Here is a 19209-nt window from a genome sequence, read left to right as displayed (position 1 = left end):
ACATGGATTTCGGGCGGTCAGACGACCCGCGCGTGCAGGCTCAGCTGGATCGGCTGAATGCGCTCTCGCTGGCTACGGGTCGCATCAATCTCAACACGATGACCGCTTTGATGGAGCGGCTCGGCAATCCGCAGGATCGCCTGCCGCCCGTATTTCACGTTGCGGGGACCAATGGCAAAGGGTCAACCTGCGCATTCTTGAGAGCAATGCTGGAGGCGGAAGGGTACAGGGTCCACGTCACCACCAGCCCGCATCTTGTGCGCTATAACGAACGCATTCGCGTGGCGGGGAAGTTGATCGAAGACGATCGGCTCGCGGAATTGCTGGAGGAGGTCTTTGACGCAGCGGAGGGCCTGGCACCCAGCTTTTTCGAGGTCACAATCGCCGTGGCGTTTCTGGAGTTTTCGCGCGTTCCCGCGGATGCCTGCGTGGTCGAAGTGGGCCTTGGCGGCAGGCTAGATGCAACCAATATCCTCAAACCGCATGTGTTGGCGGCTTGTGGGATTGCTGCGCTGGGCATGGACCACGAAAAGTTCCTGCTCGCGCCGGAGGACGGTGTGCCGACACAGCCAATGGCGCGGATCGCATTTGAGAAAGCAGGGATCGCGAAAAAGGGCGTGCCGCTGGTGACGTTGGGAGATTTGTATCCGGCTGAGGCTCAGCGAGCCATAGAAGTCGTTTCGGAAAAGGTTGGTGCGACAATCTGTGCCCGGCAACAGGCTTGGTACTGTGACGATTACAACTATCTATTTTACTGCGACAGGAGGCGAGATGATTGGGATCTGCTACCTCCAGCTATCAAGGGTTCCCACCAACATCTGAACGCAGGTTTGGCGATCGCAATGCTCCGGCACCAAGAGACCATTGAAGTCAGCGAGGATGCAATCGAACATGGTGTTCGCACAGCGCATTGGCCAGCCCGTATGCAGCGGCTCTCGGAAGGCCCACTCACGGCCCTCACGTCGGAGCAAGGAATCTGGCTCGACGGCGGCCACAACCGCAATGCCGGTGACGCCATTGCCGAGTTCTTTGACCACCCCGTCCACCTGATCATCGGGATGCTGGCCAACAAAGATCCGCGCGCGCTGATCGAACCACTTGACGACAAAATCCGCAGCATAACAGTCGTCCCCGTCCCCAATCACGACAGCCATCCAGTCGAGGCCTTTGGTCCCGAGGCAAGAGCCGCGGTAGATGTCGAAGAGGCCCTGCTCAACGTGCCTTCAAACGATTATCCCATCCTCATCGCAGGCTCTCTCTACCTCGCAGGCGAAGTGTTGCGGCTGAATGATGAGATACCGGACTAACTAAGTCCCTGAATGACTAGCCGGGCGCAGTCTTGGCTTCGGGTTCGGTATCATCCGCTTCGTCTTTCGTGCCCGTCTGGCGCACGCTCTCGATCACAAACCCTTTGCTCCACAATATCCAGAGCAACGCCATACCGGGAATGGCGATAATGACCGTAAAGGTCCAGAAACCCACCCAGCCAAGGTTTTCCGCTAGATAGCCCGACGGGGTTGCAAGCCACGTCCGACCGACTGCGGCAAAGCTAGACAATAAAGCGAACTGCGTCGCCGTATATGCCAGATTCGAAAGACCCGAGAGATACGTAACGAAGACCGTCAAGCCGATCCCGCTGGTCAGATTTTCCGTACCCACGGCGATTGCCAGCATAAGCGGCGAGTGGCCGACAACGGCCAGCATCACAAACAGGAAGTTGCTGACCATCATCAACAGACCAGAAATCAGCAATGCGCGGCCCATACCCAGCCAGGCAATAAACGGTCCGCCCAGAGCCGAACCAACAATCAATGCGCCAAAACCGACAAATTTGTTGATCGTGATAAACTCCGTGTCTGTAAACCCAAGCTCCACAATCATCGGGTTGAGCATGCCCTGCCCCATCGCATCGCCAACTTTGTAGATCAGCACAAAGAGCAGGATCAGCGCCGCCCCCTTACGGCCAAGAAATTCCCTGAAAGGATTGACCACGGTTTCCATCAGCCAGCTCGACAGCTTCTGTCCCGCAGCACGAGCCGTAGTCGGATCATAACGTCCGGCGCCCGCCCACAAGGCACCCAATGCCGCTGGCAGAACCAGAAAACTGGTGATGCCATATGCCATTGCCCAGCCAGCATCGAACCCCTCAGTGGAGGCAAGATAAATCGTTCCAGCACCCGCCAGAAGGTTGCCGGTGCGATAGCCAAACTGGTTCATCGCGGTCCCGTGCGCCATCTCTTCATCGCTCAGGATCTCAATGCGATAGGCATCGATAACAATGTCCTGTGTTGCCGATAGGAAGGCGACGATAATGGCCCAGATCGCGAATGGAGCGATATTATCATTGGAAGGGTTGCTCGTACCCAATTGCCACAGCGCGAGAACCAAAAGGGCCTGAACGACATAAAGCCAGGCTCGACGTTGTCCGAAAGCGTTCGAAAGCACCGGAATACGAACCTTGTCGACGAGCGGCGCCCACAGGAATTTGAGTGTGTAAGGCGTCGTGAGACCAATCGCGAAACCGATAGTGGATTTCTCAATGCCCACTTTGGAAAGCCAGAAGGTCATGGTCCCGAGCAGCAAAGTCAGCGGGAAACCCGATGAAATACCGAGCAGAAAAGCAACGAACGGCATTTTCCGTCGATAGGGAGCGAATGCTGGGACCAGATAAGCCAGCCCGATCATCGCGCCGATGACCCCGAACAATATGACTGTGCTCCAGTCCATTACATTCCCGCCCTTCCGTTTTCACTGCGTTTGCGGCACACTAGCTGCGCAAATGAAAGAGGAACAGGCGTTATGAGCCAAGCGCCCACAATTGCGGATGAACGTGCGCCGACACCGAGCCAGCTGGCACTGGCGGAGGCAATTGGCCGTAATGAGGTTGCGCGTACCGAGGCCATGCAACATGTGCCAGCATCGGTTTACACAGACCCTGCGCATTTCGCCCGCGAAAGGGCAGCACTGTATGACCGGTTGCCTCAAATCCTGTGCCCAAGCGCTTTGTTGCCAGAGCCTGGTATGGTTGTGCCGCACGATGCGACCGGTCGACCGTTGCTCATCACGCGCGATTCAGACGGCACCGCACACGTGTTCCTGAATGTCTGTCGGCATCGCGGCACGCGTCTGGTCGAGGGCAATGACGTACAATGCGCCAAGAAAATGGTCTGCCCCTATCATGCCTGGACCTACTCAGTTGATGGTCGCTTGCTCGCCTTACCCCGGCCAGACACTTTTCCCGGTTTGGACAAGTCGGATCACAGCCTGATCGAATTGCCTAGTCGCGAAACCGGTGGTTTGATCTGGTTCGCGCCAGTCGAGAATGCAGACTTTTCCGATGCCGACCGCATTGGCGAAGATATGGATGCATTCGGAACAGCAGATCATGTTCTGTTCCGACGCAAAACGCACGAAGTTGCCGCCAATTGGAAGCTCATCATGGATGCGTTTCTCGAAAGTTATCACGTGACACGTCTCCACGCGAACACGATAGGCCCATTCTTCAAGGATGGGGTGACTGCTGGAGACACTATCGGGCCGCACCATCGCTCCTCTGTTGGCCGTCTTGAGGAGATGGAGGGCGTCAATCTGCACAATATGGCTGAGCTGCGACGGGTCGTTACTTTCGCCTATCAGATGATCCCGGGTGCGCTCATTATTCCCAGCCCTGATTACATCAATGTGATGGTGATGATGCCGCAATCGCATGAAAAAACCCTGGTCGAAGATTTCATGCTGATCCCAGAGGCCCCGACAACGGACAAAGCCCGCGACCATTGGGAGCGTAGCTGGGCGCTGCTCGATGGCGGCGTATTCGCAAGCGAAGACTTTCGTGCGGCAGAACTTGGCCAACAAGGGCTGGCAACTGGCTCAGTTCTAGAACTGAACCTTGGCACATGGGAAGGCGGTATTCGCTCGTTTCACGAGAGTATAGCGCGACTATTGCAAGCCGCGGAGTGAGCGCCTACCGCGCGCAGCATGTCTGACAACAAGCTACCTGAGGGAGGCGACCGGATCGCCAAGCTGCTTGCACGTGCAGGCGTCGCCAGCCGTCGAGAGGTGGAGCGTATGATCGCTGACGTACCGTGTAGCTATTGATGGCAAGGTGCTGGATACGCCTGCGGTGAAGCTCACCAGCCTTGCCGGCGTCGCTGTCGACGGAAAGTCGGTAGAGAAGGTTGAAACAACACGTCTGTTCATGTTTCACAAGCCGGGTGGCCTTTTGACAACTGAGCGTGACCCTAAAGGGCGCCCGACCATCTATAGCGCGTTACGAAATGCTCTGCCGGAGAACGCTGGACGGGTCATGCCGGTTGGGCGACTGGACTTTAACACCGAAGGCTTGTTGTTACTTACCAATGATGGCGAGCTGAAACGTGCTATGGAGCTGCCTTCTTCTGGCGTCCCCCGCACCTACCGCGCCCGCGCTTTTGGCGATGTGTCACAGGAACAGCTCGATGGCCTGATCGAAGGCATCGAAATCGACGGGATTCGCTATGGCTCTATAGAGGCAGACTTGGAGCGAGGCTCTGGGCGTAATCGCTGGATCGAAATGACGCTGACGGAGGGCAAAAACCGCGAGGTTCGCCGGGTTCTTGAGCACCTCGGCCTCAAAGTGAACCGGTTGTTGCGAACCGCATATGGTCCGTTTGAACTTGGCGATCTGCCGCGCGGTCAGGCGATGGAGATCGGTCGCGGTGATCTGTTCGCGTTCCGACGCACACTGCCCCAGAAATGACAATAGCGGCATGAAGAAACACGGCATGCGAATAATCGCCGGTGAGTGGCGTGGGCGCAAATTGATCGCTCCCAAGGGGGATGTGACACGGCCCACAGCGGATCGCTCACGGGAAACATTGTTCAGCATGCTTGCAAGCCGACTGGGCGATTTCGATGGTTTGCAAGTTGCCGATCTGTTTGCGGGCTCTGGCGCGCTTGGCCTGGAGGCATTGTCGCGCGGTGCCGCGCATTGCTTGTTCGTGGAACAGGAAAAACAAGCGATTGATTCAATCCGAGCGAACATAGCAGCGCTTGGCGCGAGAGATCGATCCTCCATTCAGTCTGCGAATGTGATGAAGCTTGGCCCGGCCAAAGCCCCCTATGATCTCATTTTGCTTGATCCGCCGTATGAGACCGGTGCGGGTGCGGTGGCCTTGGACCGCTTGCTCCGACTGGGCTGGATTGATGAACGGACTTGGATCGCTCTCGAAACATCAGCTGCAGAGGAAACAAGAATCACAAAGCTTGATTGTGATGTCCTACGCCGCGTCGGGAAAGCTGCCATTTCTTTGTGGCGGCTCAACCCCGACGCAGCATAGGCTCATTTGGCTTCGGCCATTCATGCTGTGAATGTGCGACCCGAAGCGCTTGGGTTATCACCAATCACATTGGGTTGTCGGGATCTGACTCATCCATGGGTTCATCTTCCATACCCGGTTCAGATGGAGGTGGAGGTGGCGCTTCGGTCGGAGCGGCAGCACCTTCCGCGGCACGCTGTTCGACCATTGTCCAAGCGGCTTCGCGATCGGGTTCAGCCATCGCTGTCAGGGCAAGTTTGTCATTGTCCGCAAGACGCCAAAACAGTTCTTGCCGTTCGGTCGATAAGGTCCAGTAATACGCCTGAGCGTCACCGGGCCAGCCGTCATAGGCCATACGCTTATCGTCAGTCCAACCGCCATATTCCGTCATTTGTTCGGGTGTCATATCGACACTTGCACCCGGAGCGGCTGGAGGTGGTGGCGCCTCTTGAGCAAGCGCCGGTATAGAGATTGTGGCGAGTGTCCCGCCGATGAGATAAACAAAAGTTCTCCGCATGGAGATATTCTCCTAATCGAGTTCCATGCGTGACGACCGCGTCCCCTGACACACATATGTAATGGGGTCGCTGATCCGCGATCACAACAGTATCAAGGCGCAGCGAACGCGTCGCTGAAACCACCGAGCGAGAGTCGTGCGAAAAACCGGCTAAGCTGCGATATCGGTGTCATTCCTGCGGAGGAAATCGCTCAAACTCAGGCAGTTCATGTGCGGTCGCGACCCAATTGATTCGATCCGCTGTTTGAATGTGCACCTGCGCGGGCAGCTCTTCTGGGTCATCAAGGGTGCCAGTTTGTACGTCCACCATCCCGGGCAGGAATTCCTCATTGGTGTAAAACAATCCCGTGCCGCATTGGATGCAGAAATGTCGTCGACCATTTTCTGAGGATGCATAGACACTTGTCTCGCCGGTCACAGTCAGTTGTGTATCCGGCAACATCGCCCAACCAACAAACGGCGCGCCCGAGCTCCTCCGACAATCGGTACAATGGCAAAGAGCGTGATTGATGGGATCTCCGGCGATCTCATATCGGATTGCACCACAATGACAGCCACCACTCAGCATCAATCTTCTCCTATTGTCTGGCCATTTGTTCCACCACTGCGCGTTAGATCGCGGTTGCGCGGCGTTCCGCTGTTCCCTACCTGTTCACCGCAACGATGTCTAACTTACCCACACCTTCGAACAACCCAGACGAGAGCTTACCCGCTTACGCTCAGCGGTTGAATACGCCTCAGCGGGATGCGGTCTTGACCACCGAGGGCCCGGTGCTGATGCTGGCGGGCGCAGGCACTGGCAAAACAGCAGCACTCACCGCACGACTCGCCCATCTGATTGCCATGCGCAAAGCGTGGCCCAGCGAGATCCTGTGCGTGACTTTCACCAACAAGGCGGCGCGAGAAATGCGTGAGCGTGTGGCCGGGCACATCGGAGACGCAGTCGAGGGAATGCCTTGGCTCGGCACTTTCCACTCGATCGGCGCGCGCATGCTACGCCGCCATGCGGAGCTGGTCGGCCTGCAATCGAACTACACAATCATAGACACTGACGATCAACTGCGCCTGCTTAAGCAGCTAATACGCGACAATGATGTTGACGAGAAACGCTGGCCACCGCGCATGCTCGCTGGTCTTATTGATCGTTGGAAGAACCGCGGGCTCAACCCTGCTGATCTCGATGCGGTTGAGAATGAAAGTTATGCCAATGGCCGTGGGCAGCAATTTTATCAGCTGTATCAGGATCGCCTGAAGGCGCTGAACGCTTGTGACTTTGGCGATCTCCTGCTGCATATCCTCAATATTTTTCGCAAACATCGCGATGTACTGGAACAATACCAACAGCGCTTCAAATACATCCTCGTTGATGAGTACCAGGATACCAATCAGGTCCAGTATTTGTGGCTGCGTCTGCTCGCACAGGAGCGCAAGAATATCTGCGTGGTCGGGGATGACGATCAGTCAATCTATTCGTGGCGCGGCGCAGAGGTGGCCAATATCCTGCGGTTTGAGAAGGATTTCCCCGGAGCAAAGGTAGTGAAGCTGGAGCAGAATTATCGCTCCACCCCGCAAATTCTGGCCGCCGCATCTGGATTGATTACAGCGAATAGCGAGCGGCTCGGCAAAACGCTGTGGACCGAGCTCAATCACGGCGAGAAGCTGCGCGTGATCGGCGTGTGGGACGCACCAGAGGAAGCGCGCCGGGTCGGCGAAGAGATTGAGCGGTTGGAGCGCGAAGGCGCTCCACTAGACGAGGTCGCGATCCTTGTCCGCGCGCAGTATCAAACCCGCGAGTTCGAAGATCGCTTTATTCAGATTGGCCTCAACTATCGCATTATTGGTGGGTTTCGCTTTTACGAGCGTGCCGAAATTCGTGATGCGCTGGCATATCTCCGCGTGATTGCGCAGCCTGCCGACGATCTCGCTTTTGAGCGGATTTACAACCAGCCCAAGCGCGGCCTGGGCGCCAAGACGCTTGAGGCGATGCAGCGCCATGCCCGCGCACTGAACGCACCGCTCGCGACCGCAGCGCTTGATCTGGCGGATAGTGACGAGCTCCCTGCCCGGGCACGCAATACCATTGCTGGTCTGCTGAAGCTGTTCGTTCATTGGCGCGAAGAAGCGGAAAAATCGACACCTGCTGATCTGCTACGCATGGTCCTGACCGAAAGTGGTTATGAGGAAATGCTCAACAAGGATCGCACGGCGGAGGCCGCCGGGCGGCTCGAAAACCTTTCCGAACTTGCCCGCGCCATGGAAGAGTATGAAACACTGGGCGATTTCCTTGAGCATGTCAGCCTGGTGATGGACAATGACAGGCGTGACGATGGCGAGAAAATCACCATCATGACTATGCACGCGGCCAAGGGGCTGGAGTTCAATCACGTTTTTTTGCCCGGGTGGGAGGAAGGCGTATTCCCGTCTCAGCGATCCATTGATGAAGGCGGCCTCGCCAGTCTCGAGGAAGAGCGAAGGCTTGCCTATGTCGCGATTACCCGTGCGCGGCGGCGCTGCACCATACTGCATGCGGCAAATCGCCGCATTTTCGGCCAATGGACAAGCTCCATTCCTTCACGCTTTGTCGAGGAATTGCCCGAGGACACGGTCGAGCGGGAAAGCACTATGTCCGGCGGTGCGAGTCTGTGGCGCGCAAACTGGTCAGAAAACGAAGACCCGTTCGCTCATGTCGCCAAAGCCCGATCCGATACGCGCGGCCCCGGGTATCAGCGCGCCCTCACTACGAGCTATGACAAAAAGCCCGCCCGCGTTCAGGAAAACCGCCGAAGCGCCGCGAGCTTTGCCGCCAAACCGCGCGGTGATATCGTGATTGGCGCGCGAGTGTTTCACGATAAATTTGGCTATGGTGTTGTGACCGATCAAGAAGGCAACAAACTGGAAATAGAGTTTGAAAAGGCCGGTACTAAACGCGTGATCGACAGCTTTGTGAGTGTGGCGGAGTAGAGCTCCACGGCGCCTGTTGGCGCTTCACCTTGGCAGACTTAGCCAAATCGCTACGAAAAACGACCCGGCACCAAGCAACCCGAAAGTATGCCAAATCGCGTAGCGGTATGGCAGTGACTTGTTACGATAGAACAGCGTGCCCACGCCGTAAGATATCGCACCAGCTATGATCCCGATCAGCGCTCCGGTAGGTAGGGTCTGCCAGAAATCCGGTAGTGCCAAAACACCGAACCAGCCCATTCCCACATAGGATGCCAGTGACCAGCGCGTATCGAGATTTTTGCCAAATATCTTGAACAGCATGCCTGGTACGGCAAAAATCCATGTTGCTGTCAAAATCCAATAGGCTGTGGTGCTTCCAACGACCAACAATAGCGGTGTGAACGTCGCAGCAATGACTGCATAAATCGCCGCGTGATCCGCGCGCCTCAGGATCAGCCGCCAATCATGCTTTGGATGTTGATGATATGCAGCCGACACAGCCGCCGATAAGATCGCGCAGAGTGCGTAAAGTGCGCAAGCAGCCACCAATTGAGGTTCGCTTGCCGAAACTGAATACATGAAAAGGGCCACAGACCCCGCCGCTACCGCCGCGAGTCCAACGATGTGCGTGACACCATCGGCGTAACGTTCTTCTTTGGTCGGGCTAGGATACATTGAACCTGCGGTGTTCAGTCGAAACCAACGTCGAGAAAGCCCGGTTGCGGGCCATTCCATTCGCCCGCCGGAACAGGATCGCTGTCACCGTCCTGATAGCGGTCGTCGCGTTTTGTTTTGCGAGGCTTCCGTTCAGCCTTTTCCTCAGTGTCCTTTTTGCGAGGGGCCTTCTTCTTCGGCGCAGGCTTATCATCGTCGCGATCAGCTTTCGCCTTTTGGCGTTTCGACGGCTTTTCTGCCGTTTCATCATCGCCCGATTTCAGCTCGACGCGTACGTCTTTCTGGCCAAATTCGGCAACCTTACTGCCGATCAGTTTTTCAACATTTGCAATCGCTTCGGAATCTTCTTTCGCAACGAAAGTAAAGGCGCGCCCCTTGGCCCCGGCCCTGCCCGTCCGGCCAATGCGGTGAACATAGTCATCGGGGTGCCACGGCGTATCGAAGTTAAACACGTGGCTGACGCCCTTGATATCCAATCCACGCGCCGCGACGTCACTTGCGACCAGAATATTGACATCGCCGGCCTTAAACCGGTCCAGCTCTTTCAACCGGCTCGACTGATCCATATCGCCGTGAATCTCGCTGCTCGCGAAACCATGCCGCTGCAGGCTTTTGTTCAGTTCGCGAACAGTTGTTTTACGGTTGGCAAAAATGATCGCAGTCTCGACCAGATCATTGCGCAGCAACCAGCGTAATGTTTCGCGTTTCTTGCGGGTTTCAACCTTGATTTTGAAGGCGGTGATATCCTCGTTCGTACTCGCCGCACGACTGACCTCGATCCGCTTGGGATTACTGAGGAACGTCTTTGCCAGCTTCTCAATCGGCGGCGGCATCGTAGCTGAAAACAGCATCGTCTGACGCGTTTCAGGCAGTTTGGAGCAGATGAACTCGATATCCGGGATAAAGCCCATGTCCAGCATCCGGTCCGCTTCATCGATGACCAGCAACTCGCAGCCATTGAGCAGAATTTTGCCGCGCTCAAATAAGTCCATCAGACGGCCAAGGTGTGGCTATGAGGACATCCACGCCTTCATTCAGAGCCTTGATCTGATCGCCCATTTGCACACCGCCAATGAGCAGTGCCATTTTGAGGTCATGGTTGACGCCATACTTTTCAAAATTTTCAGCGACTTGGGCGGCAAGCTCACGCGTCGGCTCAAGGATTAGGCTGCGAGGCATCAATGCGCGCCTACGGTACGCTTGCCATCACATCGATCATCGGTAGCACGAAGCTAGCTGTCTTGCCCGTACCGGTCTGCGCAATCCCGATAATGTCTTTCATCATCAGAACCGGCGGGATCGCCTGCGCCTGAATCGCTGTTGGCTCAGTATAACCGGCTGCATCAACTGCTTTGAGCAGCTCAGGTGAAAGGCCAAGATCAGCAAAAGTCATGCGTGTCGCGTCATCCAAAAATTTTCAGAGGGAATGTACGGGGAAGCAGCCCCGATCTGTGGTGCGCGCAATGCCTTCACCGTCGGCAAAAGTCAAGAAATCGGCAATTTCGGCAAGAGCTTGCCGCGCCTTTAACGGGTCTGATCTTCCGGCACTAACCGCCGTAGGCGCGAAAATTCACACTTCGCCCCACTGCGAGACAACAGCTCATCGCGGTTCGCACAAAGGTTCCCGTCTTCGTTTCGCTCAACATAAAAGCCGGAGTAGAAATCACGCGCCGAACAGGATTTTTCCAATCTAGCAGCGACCAGCCCCTTGTCGCGCATGAAGAGCAAAAGCCGGTTATTCTTGTCCGCCTGTACCCACGCGATGGATGACGCCTTGAGGCATTTACCCATCTTTTCCTCAACATAGCGGGTTGGTGTCCGGCGGCTTTGTAAATCCGCAACCAAGTTCCGGCGCGAAGTGTTTCGCGGCGAAATACGCAAAATGACGCGCTGTTCGATGCGCACCTGATTGAGCGTTGACGCACCAGGCAGCGCATCAATGGACAGCCAGTTAGGCGTTCGGCGGGCTGAGACTGACTGCGTCGCAGCCGGCTTTCCTGAAAGCGCATCTTCTTCCGTCAGCTCTACCGGATCAGCGTATGACACAGGCGCATCGCTTGGACCTGCGAAAAGCAGTGCAAGCGGCGCAAAAAAGGCTGCTATGCCGTCCATGTCAGGTGTTTGATCGTCCTCCGATAGCCAAATGTCTGACCCCACCAGTCACAACGGCGCCCTAATGAGCACATTCAATTGAACATTCGCTTAATCGCAACTTCGATAATGGCAAGAGTACTCGACTTTTTGATATCGTCCAGGATAGTTGGCTCCATGAACAAACAATCGTCCGCCGAATTTGCAGAAGCAGCCCTAGACCTTCTTGGCGAAAAAGGGTTCTCGACCGCCTCTGATCGTGTCGAGCCTTGGCTAACCGATTGGCGGGGCCGCTATACTGGCCGCGCAATTGGTCTGGCTGAGCCCAAATCCACCGAAGAAGTGAGCGCTTTTGTGAAGCTGTGTTCTCAGCGCGGCATCCCAATTGTTCCGCAAGGCGGGAACAGCGGAATGTCAGGCGGCGCAACGCCCGATGACAGTGGGCGAGCCGTATTGCTGTCGCTGCGCCGGATGAATGAAATGGGCAAAATAGACACTGCAACGCGTCAGATTACATGCGAAGCTGGCGTAATCCTGCAAAATCTGCATGACGCAGCGGAGGCTGAGGGTCTGCGCTTTCCTTTGACGCTCGGCGGCAAAGGCTCAGCAACGATTGGTGGGCTGGTATCAACCAACGCTGGCGGCACACAGGTTTTGCGGCACGGGACGATGGGCGCGCAAGTACTGGGACTTGAGGCCGTGCTGGCCGATGGTAGCATCCTTAACACGCTCACTCCCCTGAAGAAGGACAACCGCGGTTTCGATCTTAAGCAAATGATGATTGGATCCGAAGGCACCTTGGGTATCGTAACGAGCGCCACGCTGCGCCTGATCCCGCAAATCAGCGATCGCATTGTCGCGTGGGTCGGGTTGTCTGATATTCGTGATGCGCGCCGTTTGTTGCTCAAATTTGATGCGGCAATGCCTGATGAACTTGAAGGATTTGAGGTCGTACCAGCAGACGCCCTCAGTGCGGTCCTTCATCACCTGCCCGACGCGCGCTCTCCAGTGGCCGGCCAATATGAGTGGCATGCACTGATAGAGGTGGTCGCTCCTTCAACCGAAAGCGTCGCTGGATTGCGGGAAGCGATGGAGAACCTTCTTGCCGAGCAAATCGAGGCAGGCGTTGTTGCTGACGCCGTGATCGCCGAGAATGAGACCCAGGCAGAGGCATTCTGGCTGCTGCGCGATTCAATTTCTGCAGCTGAGAAGGCACTCGGGCCGGCCATGCAGCACGATATCTCCGTACCGGTCGCGCGCATGGCGGACTTCGTGGCCGAAGAGATCCCCGTTCTGGAAGAGAAGTTTCCCGGCGCGCGCGGGATGGCCTTCGGACACCTCGGCGACGGCAATGTGCATTTTCACGTCCGCGCACCAACGGGCGCGCAGCAAGGCGTCTGGGAAGAAAATACAGGCAAGGTGATCAGCGCTTACGTTCATGACCGAGTGAATGCATGGAATGGCTCAATCAGCGCAGAGCATGGCATCGGGCAAATGAAGATAGATGAACTGGGCCGATTGGGCGACCCGGTTGCGCTTTCACTCATGCGATCAGTCAAGCAAGCGCTAGATCCGCAAGGTATTCTCAACCCCGGTAAGCTCGTTCCGCTTGCACCTTCGCCCGTGACCGATTAACAGGCGCGCTTCACGCGCGTGAGCTGACGTCGCTTTACTAAAGCTCGCGGGTACAGACATTCCAGTTTTAAGTTCCGGAGAATATCCATGGCGAGTGCGCCGCAACCTACCCTGCCCCTGTTTTACAATGATCTGATGCCGCTTAACAGCCGTGATCACACTGGCTGGCGGACCAAATCGCTCGAAGGGGCAGAATTCCTCAAGGGCCAGCACGCAATCCCGATTACTGTCGATGAATTCGTGCAGGCGCAGCGTGACTTTCCAATTGTATTTTCTTCAGGCGATAACCCGCTTCCGCTGGCGCTGATGGGTCTCAACGAAGGCGTGAACACTTTTGTAGGTGATGACGGCAAGTTTTCCGAGGCCGTTTACGTGCCTGCCTATATCCGCCGTTACCCGTTCATGCTCGCAAAGCTGAAGCCTGATACAGACGAGCTATCACTGTGCTTTGACCCGTCTGCTGGCGTGGTCGGCGATTTCAAAGAAGGCGAGGAGCTTTTTGCTGAAGGCGGCGAAGCAAGCGATGCAACCAAGCGCATTCTCGAATTTTGCGAACATTTTGAACAGGCTGGTCAGCGTACCCGTGTATTCCTTGAGGAAATCACCAAACATGATCTTTTGATGGATGGTGAGATTGGCATTTCCACGCAGGATAATCCCGATAAGCCATTCGTTTATCGCGGTTTCAAGATGATCAATCAGGACAAGCTGAAAGAGATCAGCACTGAAACTCTCGAAGGCTGGCACAAAAACGGCTTGCTCATGCTGATCCACGCACACATCTATTCGCTTGATCTGATGCGCACGATTTTTGCACGCCAAGCTCAGCAAGGCCAAGGCCCCAAGGAAATCGGCGAAGCGCTCGGTAACGCTTAAGCCGCGCCGATCCGCTTATCGTAAACGACTTTGATGGCCTGGCTACGAAAGTGGCTGGGCCATTTACTTTCGTCCGCAAATTACGTGCGGCCCCTTAAAAGTCTTGAAACAGTGAAGTAAAATGCACATCTATAGTGCGTCAGGGTTCATCCCCCTCATTTGACCCTGACGAGTGCGCCAATTGGCGTACTCCCTCCCTGAACCTTGGCCACCTCGTGCACTAAGCACGGGGTGGTTTTTTATCGGCCTATTCCGCCGCCTCGCGCGACTGTTCGGAATTGCCCAATGCCATCACCTCACCGGCAAGCTCGCGAACCAAACCTTTCAGTAAACGCGCTATTGCGGGTAATCGGGGGCTCAAGCCATCAAGTCGTGCGTCCAGATAGAGCGAACGGCAAACTTCGATCTGAATTGCATGGATATTGCGGCGAGGTGCACCATGATGATCGAGCACATATCCGCCTGAGTACGGGCGATTATGCGCAGCTCTGCGCCCCGCACCGCCAAAGTATCGCAGCGCACGGTCGGCAAGGTAGCCATTGCATGATGCCCCAAACCGATCGCCGATAACGAATTCCGCTGGCTTAGGCTGGACTGCCGTAGGTTTCAGCGGCGGCATCGAATGCAGATCAATCAGTAGGGCGGCACCCCAGCTATCTCGCATCTGCTCCAAAGTCTTGCCAAGCAATGCGTGATACGGCTGATGAATGCCATCGACCCGCGCTTGCAACTCGTGTTCCGTAACTGGTGTACGCCAAATCTCGCCCAGTCCATTCAGCCGACGCGGAATCAATCCCAACCCACCGCGTGACCGATGATTTTGCCGTTCGGAAGTCTTCCTATTTGCCCCACCATGGGCGATCATGGACCAATCGACATCGTCGGAGGCGCGGTTCAGATCAAGCATGGCACGCGGGGCATTCGCTGTTAGCAACGCTGCCCCCGTCGCGCTAGCCAACGACTTAGCGAGCGAATCGACATGCCGATCCTCTAGCCGCAGCATCGACCACATGGGTTCGCGCATATTGGCGATTACACGGTCAGGATAAGCACGCCCGCCATGAGGCGCAGCAATCAGTACAGGCAAGGCCAGAGAATCGGGTACATCAAGCGTGAATGCCGACCATTCTGAACCGGGGATTCGCCCGCCTTGCCGCAATCCAGGGCTAGGCAAGTAAGTAGGGGTGGCACTAGTAGAGGTCGGCTTAACCATAATCATAATGCTTAAGCCCCACGACAATCGTGTCAAAGGATTCACAAATCGAAATGAGCTGCCCCAGCAGTGGACACTTCTAACTTGGCCAAAGATTTCTTAATCGATTTGGGGTAAGAGCAATCGCATGAATCAGTCCTATCGCGCCAAAATCCTTCTTGCAGAAGATGATAACTCCATGCGTAGCTACCTTGAGCGCGCTCTGGAACAAGCTGGCTATGCTGTCGAATCTGTCGATCGCGGCACGGCGGCGTTACCTCTGTTGGAGCAGGATCATTACGATCTGCTGCTGTCAGACATCGTTATGCCTGAAATGGACGGGATCGAGTTGGCTCAGCGCTGCAACGAAGTTAGTCCCACGACCAAAGTGATGTTCATAACCGGCTTCGCCGCAGTGACTCTGAAAGCAAGTCGCGAGCAACCCAACGCGAAAGTTCTTTCCAAGCCTTTCCACCTGAAGGATCTCGTACTCGAAGTTGAGCGGGTTCTCGATGGACGGGTTTCTGCCTCACTTTAGGCCCACAATTGATTATTCGCGAAAGCTCTTGCGCGGGCAAATGAGCGGCGCTAATGCGCGCGCCTGCCTTTCTTTAAGGGCATTTGATGGTGCGGGCGCATAGCTCAGGGGTAGAGCACTGTATTGACATTGCAGGGGTCGGAAGTTCAAATCTTCCTGTGCCCACCATCTAAATCAGAATGACCCGCCAATGGCGGGTTTTTCTTTGCTCGATGGGTGACGCGATCCCTCTCCCTTGCGCCTTACGCCCCCTCTGCTAAAGCCCGCGCAAATCATCCCAACCCATATTCAGTGATACAGGGCAGACATGCAAAAAATTCAGGTAAAGAACCCCGTCGTCGAACTCGATGGCGACGAGATGACAAAGATCATTTGGCAGTGGATCCGTGAGCGTTTGATCCTGCCCTATCTGGATATCGATCTGAAGTATTATGATCTGTCGATTGAAAAACGCGATGAAACTGACGACCAGATCACGATTGACGCGGCCAACGCGATCAAGGAACACGGCGTTGGCGTAAAATGCGCAACAATCACCCCTGACGAGGCTCGCGTCGAAGAATTTAGCCTCAAGAAAATGTGGCGTTCGCCAAACGGCACTATCCGCAACATCTTGGGCGGCGTTGTATTTCGCGAGCCTATTGTGATCGACAACGTGCCGCGGCTTGTACCGGGCTGGACCGATCCAATTGTGGTTGGTCGTCACGCTTTCGGAGACCAGTATCGCGCGACTGACACGCTCATCCCTGGTGCCGGTAAACTTCGCCTCGTTTTTGAAGGCGCTGACGGAAAGAACATCGACCTCGACGTGTTTGAGTTCGAAAGCCCCGGTGTCGCCATGGCGATGTACAACCTTGACGATTCAATCCGCGACTTCGCCCGCGCTTCCATGAATTATGGTCTCGATCGCGGTTGGCCGGTGTATCTGTCGACTAAGAACACGATCATGAAGGCCTATGACGGTCGATTCAAAGATCTGTTCGAGGAAGTCTTTGAAGCAGAATTCAAAGACAAGTTCGCAGAAGCAGGGATCCACTACGAGCACCGCCTGATCGACGACATGGTCGCCGCTGCGATGAAGTGGAACGGCAAGTTCGTATGGGCTTGCAAGAACTATGACGGCGACGTGCAGTCTGACACCGTCGCGCAGGGCTTTGGTTCGCTCGGCCTGATGACGTCGGTTCTCATGACGCCAAGCGGCGATTGCGTAGAAGCGGAAGCAGCGCACGGCACTGTTACACGTCACTATCGCCAGCATCAGGAAGGCAAAGCGACCAGCACAAACCCTATTGCCAGCATCTTCGCATGGACCCGCGGCCTGATGTATCGCGGTAAATTCGACGACACACCGGAAGTGGTGAAGTTCGCCGAGACGCTTGAGCGGGTATGTATCGAGACGGTTGAGAAGGGTCAGATGACCAAGGATCTGGCGCTGCTTATCGGCCCTCAGCAGAACTGGCTGACGACAGAGCAATTCTTCGAGGCAATCGTTACCAATCTCGAAGCTGAAATGGCTGGCTGACCACAGTCAATCAAATCTGGATGTGACAAAGGGGGAGCCGTCGTGCTCCCCTTTTTCGTACGCATTGGCCCGGTTCCAGTAAAGCACGCGCGCAAGTGGTGCATTGCCGAACACTCTGCCGTGACTTTGCCTCAGCCGACCAGTAGTGTCTGCTTATGGCAGGCGAACTCGAAGTCACCCCGATCCTCTCCGACGCCCTCGTCATTCTGGGCGCAGCGGGGATTGTGATCCCGGTCTTCGCGCGGTTTCGCATTACGCCCGTCATCGGCTTCATCCTGATTGGCGTGGCGGTCGGTCCATATGGTCTTGGCCAGCTCGTTTTTGAACGACCGTGGTTGGCCCACATAACAATTACCGACCCAGAAGCCTTGGAACCTTTTGCCGAGTTCGGCATCATATTGCTCCTCTTTGCAATCGGGTTAGAGCTCAGTTTTAATCGGCTATGGCAATTGAGACGTTTGGTTTTCGGACTGGGGTCGCTCGAGCTGCTCATTATTGGCGGTATGCTGGCGATATTCCTGGCAATGGCGGGTCAGTTCTGGACCGGTGCAATTGGCCTGGGATTTGCGCTGGCCTTCTCATCTACCGCCATTGTTTTGCCTATCTCTGGTACGAGCTCACCCGTCGGTCGCGCGGCGCTGTCGATGCTACTCTTCGAAGACATCATGATTGTGCCGATCATCTTTATGCTCGGCGCGATGGCTCCATCCGCCAGTGGATCGGGTTGGGAGGGATTACTCGATACGCTGCTCATCGGCGGTGCAGTAGTCATCGTATTGCTAGTGGCGGGGCGCCTTCTTCTACCGCGCCTTTTCGCGCAAGCAGCACGTACAAAAAGCCCCGAACTCTTCCTGGCCGCCAGCCTGTTAGTGGTAATTGGCGCCAGCCTCGCCACTGCCGCAGCAGGTCTTTCCCCAATTGTAGGCGCGCTGATTGCCGGACTTCTTATCGCAGAAACCGAGTATCACACTGAAGTTGAAGGGATCATGGAACCCTTCAAAGGGCTCGCTCTGGGCGTGTTCCTCATCACTGTCGGCATGAGCATCGATCTCCGCACCATCTGGGACAATCTCGCAATGATTGCGCTGGCTGTGGTCGGTGTGCTTACTTTCAAGGCGCTGGTAACTGGCACGCTGCTTCGCATGATGGGTGCGCGGCGCAGCACAGCTGCGGAAACCGGCGTGCTTATGGCAAGCCCGTCCGAGACGACCCTGATCGTGTTAGCGGCGGCGGGATCAGCAATGTTGATTCAGCCGGGCACCGCGCAGTTCTGGCAGATTGTCACGGCCATCGGCCTAACAATCACTCCACTTTTGGCGAAGCTGGGACGAGTGATTGCCCGCCGGGTGGAGCCGATGCCGGAGTTGCCCGAAGAGGATGAGGAGGAGCGACGCGTAATTGTGATCGGTGCCGGACGTGTCGGGCGCCTCATTGCTCAAATGCTGGATGCACATGGGCAGGCATATGTGATGCTTGATTCCGATTCGGACATGGTCGAGGAAGCGAAACGCAAGGGATATCGCGCTACCTTCGGAGACGCTTCGCGGATCAAAAACCTTGAGCACCTGGGCATTCATGATTCACCGGCTGTCGTGCTGACAATGGATGAGCCTATTCTGGCACAGCGTTTAGTCACCAAGCTGCGATCAGAATATTCAGAGCTTCTGATCGTTGCACGTGCGCGAGACACTGGCCACGCCGCACAGCTTTATCGAGCGGGGGCAAGTCACGCCGTGCCTGAAACACTCGAAAGCTCGCTCCAACTGTCCGAGGCAGTGCTGGTCGATATCGGCTTTGCGATGGGGCCTGTGATCGCCTCTATCCACGAGAAGCGCGACGAGTTCCGCGCCAAGATCGAGAGAGAAGGTGCGCTGGAATACAAGCCCAAATTGCGTGCATCTGTCGCCGATCCGGGCAGCTAGT

The 19209-nt window shown here is 55.9% G+C and carries 15 protein-coding genes, 1 tRNA gene and 2 pseudogenes; 11 read left to right on the top strand and 7 right to left on the bottom strand.

The window, feature by feature from the left end; all coding sequences use genetic code 11:
* The first annotated feature begins 2 nt into the window (after window positions 1–2).
* Window positions 3–1307: a bifunctional folylpolyglutamate synthase/dihydrofolate synthase gene (locus ACZ1GM_RS07415; protein ID WP_472678473.1), complete on the top strand. Its 1305-nt coding sequence runs from the start codon at window positions 3–5 to the stop codon at window positions 1305–1307.
* A gap of 16 nt (window positions 1308–1323) precedes the next feature.
* Here the strand turns inward: ACZ1GM_RS07415 and ACZ1GM_RS07410 are convergent, their stop codons facing one another.
* Window positions 1324–2727, bottom strand: a complete 1404-nt coding sequence (locus ACZ1GM_RS07410) for an AmpG family muropeptide MFS transporter (RefSeq protein WP_472678472.1) — start codon at window positions 2725–2727, stop codon at window positions 1324–1326.
* Window positions 2728–2799: 72 nt separating this feature from the next.
* Here ACZ1GM_RS07410 and ACZ1GM_RS07405 point away from each other — a divergent pair, with 72 nt between their 5' ends.
* From ACZ1GM_RS07405 to rsmD, 3 genes and pseudogenes are all read left to right on the top strand, one after another.
* Window positions 2800–3960: an aromatic ring-hydroxylating oxygenase subunit alpha gene (locus tag ACZ1GM_RS07405; RefSeq protein WP_472678470.1), complete on the top strand. Its 1161-nt coding sequence runs from the start codon at window positions 2800–2802 to the stop codon at window positions 3958–3960.
* Window positions 3961–3978: 18 nt separating this feature from the next.
* A pseudogene (locus ACZ1GM_RS07400) lies at window positions 3979–4738 on the top strand (pseudouridine synthase).
* A 25-nt stretch (window positions 4739–4763) separates the two neighbouring features.
* Complete coding sequence (rsmD, locus tag ACZ1GM_RS07395; protein ID WP_472678469.1) at window positions 4764–5318, top strand: 16S rRNA (guanine(966)-N(2))-methyltransferase RsmD; 555 nt, start codon at window positions 4764–4766, stop codon at window positions 5316–5318.
* Window positions 5319–5382: 64 nt separating this feature from the next.
* Here rsmD and ACZ1GM_RS07390 read toward each other — a convergent pair whose 3' ends face one another.
* Window positions 5383–5814 carry a hypothetical protein gene (locus ACZ1GM_RS07390; protein ID WP_472678468.1) on the bottom strand — a complete coding sequence of 144 codons (432 nt, stop codon included), beginning with the start codon at window positions 5812–5814 and terminating at the stop codon, window positions 5383–5385.
* A 169-nt stretch (window positions 5815–5983) separates the two neighbouring features.
* On the bottom strand, window positions 5984–6382 hold the full coding sequence (locus tag ACZ1GM_RS07385; protein ID WP_472678467.1) for a GFA family protein: 399 nt from the start codon (window positions 6380–6382) through the stop codon (window positions 5984–5986).
* Window positions 6383–6477: 95 nt separating this feature from the next.
* On the opposite strand from ACZ1GM_RS07385, the gene ACZ1GM_RS07380 reads away from it, so the two are divergent.
* A complete protein-coding gene (locus tag ACZ1GM_RS07380) occupies window positions 6478–8775 on the top strand; it encodes an ATP-dependent helicase (RefSeq protein ID WP_472678466.1) in 2298 nt (765 codons plus the stop codon).
* A gap of 24 nt (window positions 8776–8799) precedes the next feature.
* Here the strand turns inward: ACZ1GM_RS07380 and trhA are convergent, their stop codons facing one another.
* The 3 genes and pseudogenes from trhA to ACZ1GM_RS07365 all read right to left on the bottom strand — a co-directional run bounded on the left by trhA (window position 8800) and on the right by ACZ1GM_RS07365 (window position 11589).
* Complete coding sequence (trhA, locus tag ACZ1GM_RS07375; protein ID WP_472678465.1) at window positions 8800–9432, bottom strand: PAQR family membrane homeostasis protein TrhA; 633 nt, start codon at window positions 9430–9432, stop codon at window positions 8800–8802.
* Window positions 9433–9446: 14 nt separating this feature from the next.
* Window positions 9447–10825: pseudogene (locus ACZ1GM_RS07370) on the bottom strand (DEAD/DEAH box helicase).
* A 131-nt stretch (window positions 10826–10956) separates the two neighbouring features.
* Window positions 10957–11589 (bottom strand): hypothetical protein, encoded by a 633-nt coding sequence (locus tag ACZ1GM_RS07365; protein WP_472678464.1) that lies wholly within the window; start codon window positions 11587–11589, stop codon window positions 10957–10959.
* Between the two features lie 111 nt (window positions 11590–11700).
* On the opposite strand from ACZ1GM_RS07365, the gene ACZ1GM_RS07360 reads away from it, so the two are divergent.
* Both ACZ1GM_RS07360 and ACZ1GM_RS07355 read left to right on the top strand, forming a co-directional pair.
* Window positions 11701–13158: an FAD-binding oxidoreductase gene (locus tag ACZ1GM_RS07360; RefSeq protein ID WP_472678463.1), complete on the top strand. Its 1458-nt coding sequence runs from the start codon at window positions 11701–11703 to the stop codon at window positions 13156–13158.
* An 87-nt stretch (window positions 13159–13245) separates the two neighbouring features.
* Window positions 13246–14034: a SapC family protein gene (locus tag ACZ1GM_RS07355; RefSeq protein ID WP_472678462.1), complete on the top strand. Its 789-nt coding sequence runs from the start codon at window positions 13246–13248 to the stop codon at window positions 14032–14034.
* Window positions 14035–14281: 247 nt separating this feature from the next.
* On the opposite strand, the gene ACZ1GM_RS07350 is transcribed toward ACZ1GM_RS07355, so the two are convergent.
* The gene (locus tag ACZ1GM_RS07350; protein ID WP_472678461.1) at window positions 14282–15253 is read right to left on the bottom strand and encodes an N-formylglutamate amidohydrolase; all 972 of its coding nucleotides are present in this window, start codon (window positions 15251–15253) and stop codon (window positions 14282–14284) included.
* A gap of 121 nt (window positions 15254–15374) precedes the next feature.
* Here ACZ1GM_RS07350 and cpdR point away from each other — a divergent pair, with 121 nt between their 5' ends.
* The 4 genes from cpdR (at window position 15375) to ACZ1GM_RS07330 (ending at window position 19208) form a co-directional block, all read left to right on the top strand.
* Window positions 15375–15764 (top strand): cell cycle two-component system response regulator CpdR, encoded by a 390-nt coding sequence (cpdR, locus tag ACZ1GM_RS07345; RefSeq protein ID WP_472678460.1) that lies wholly within the window; start codon window positions 15375–15377, stop codon window positions 15762–15764.
* 93 nt (window positions 15765–15857) lie between these two features.
* Window positions 15858–15932, top strand: a tRNA-Val gene (locus ACZ1GM_RS07340).
* Between the two features lie 139 nt (window positions 15933–16071).
* On the top strand, window positions 16072–17286 hold the full coding sequence (locus ACZ1GM_RS07335) for an NADP-dependent isocitrate dehydrogenase (RefSeq protein ID WP_472678458.1): 1215 nt from the start codon (window positions 16072–16074) through the stop codon (window positions 17284–17286).
* A gap of 155 nt (window positions 17287–17441) precedes the next feature.
* Window positions 17442–19208, top strand: a complete 1767-nt coding sequence (locus ACZ1GM_RS07330) for a cation:proton antiporter domain-containing protein (protein WP_472678457.1) — start codon at window positions 17442–17444, stop codon at window positions 19206–19208.
* Window position 19209: the final 1 nt, after the last annotated feature.

It is taken from the genome of Qipengyuania sp. JB2-7, from assembly GCF_055693485.1.
This window is presented reverse-complemented; position numbering and strand designations above follow the sequence as displayed.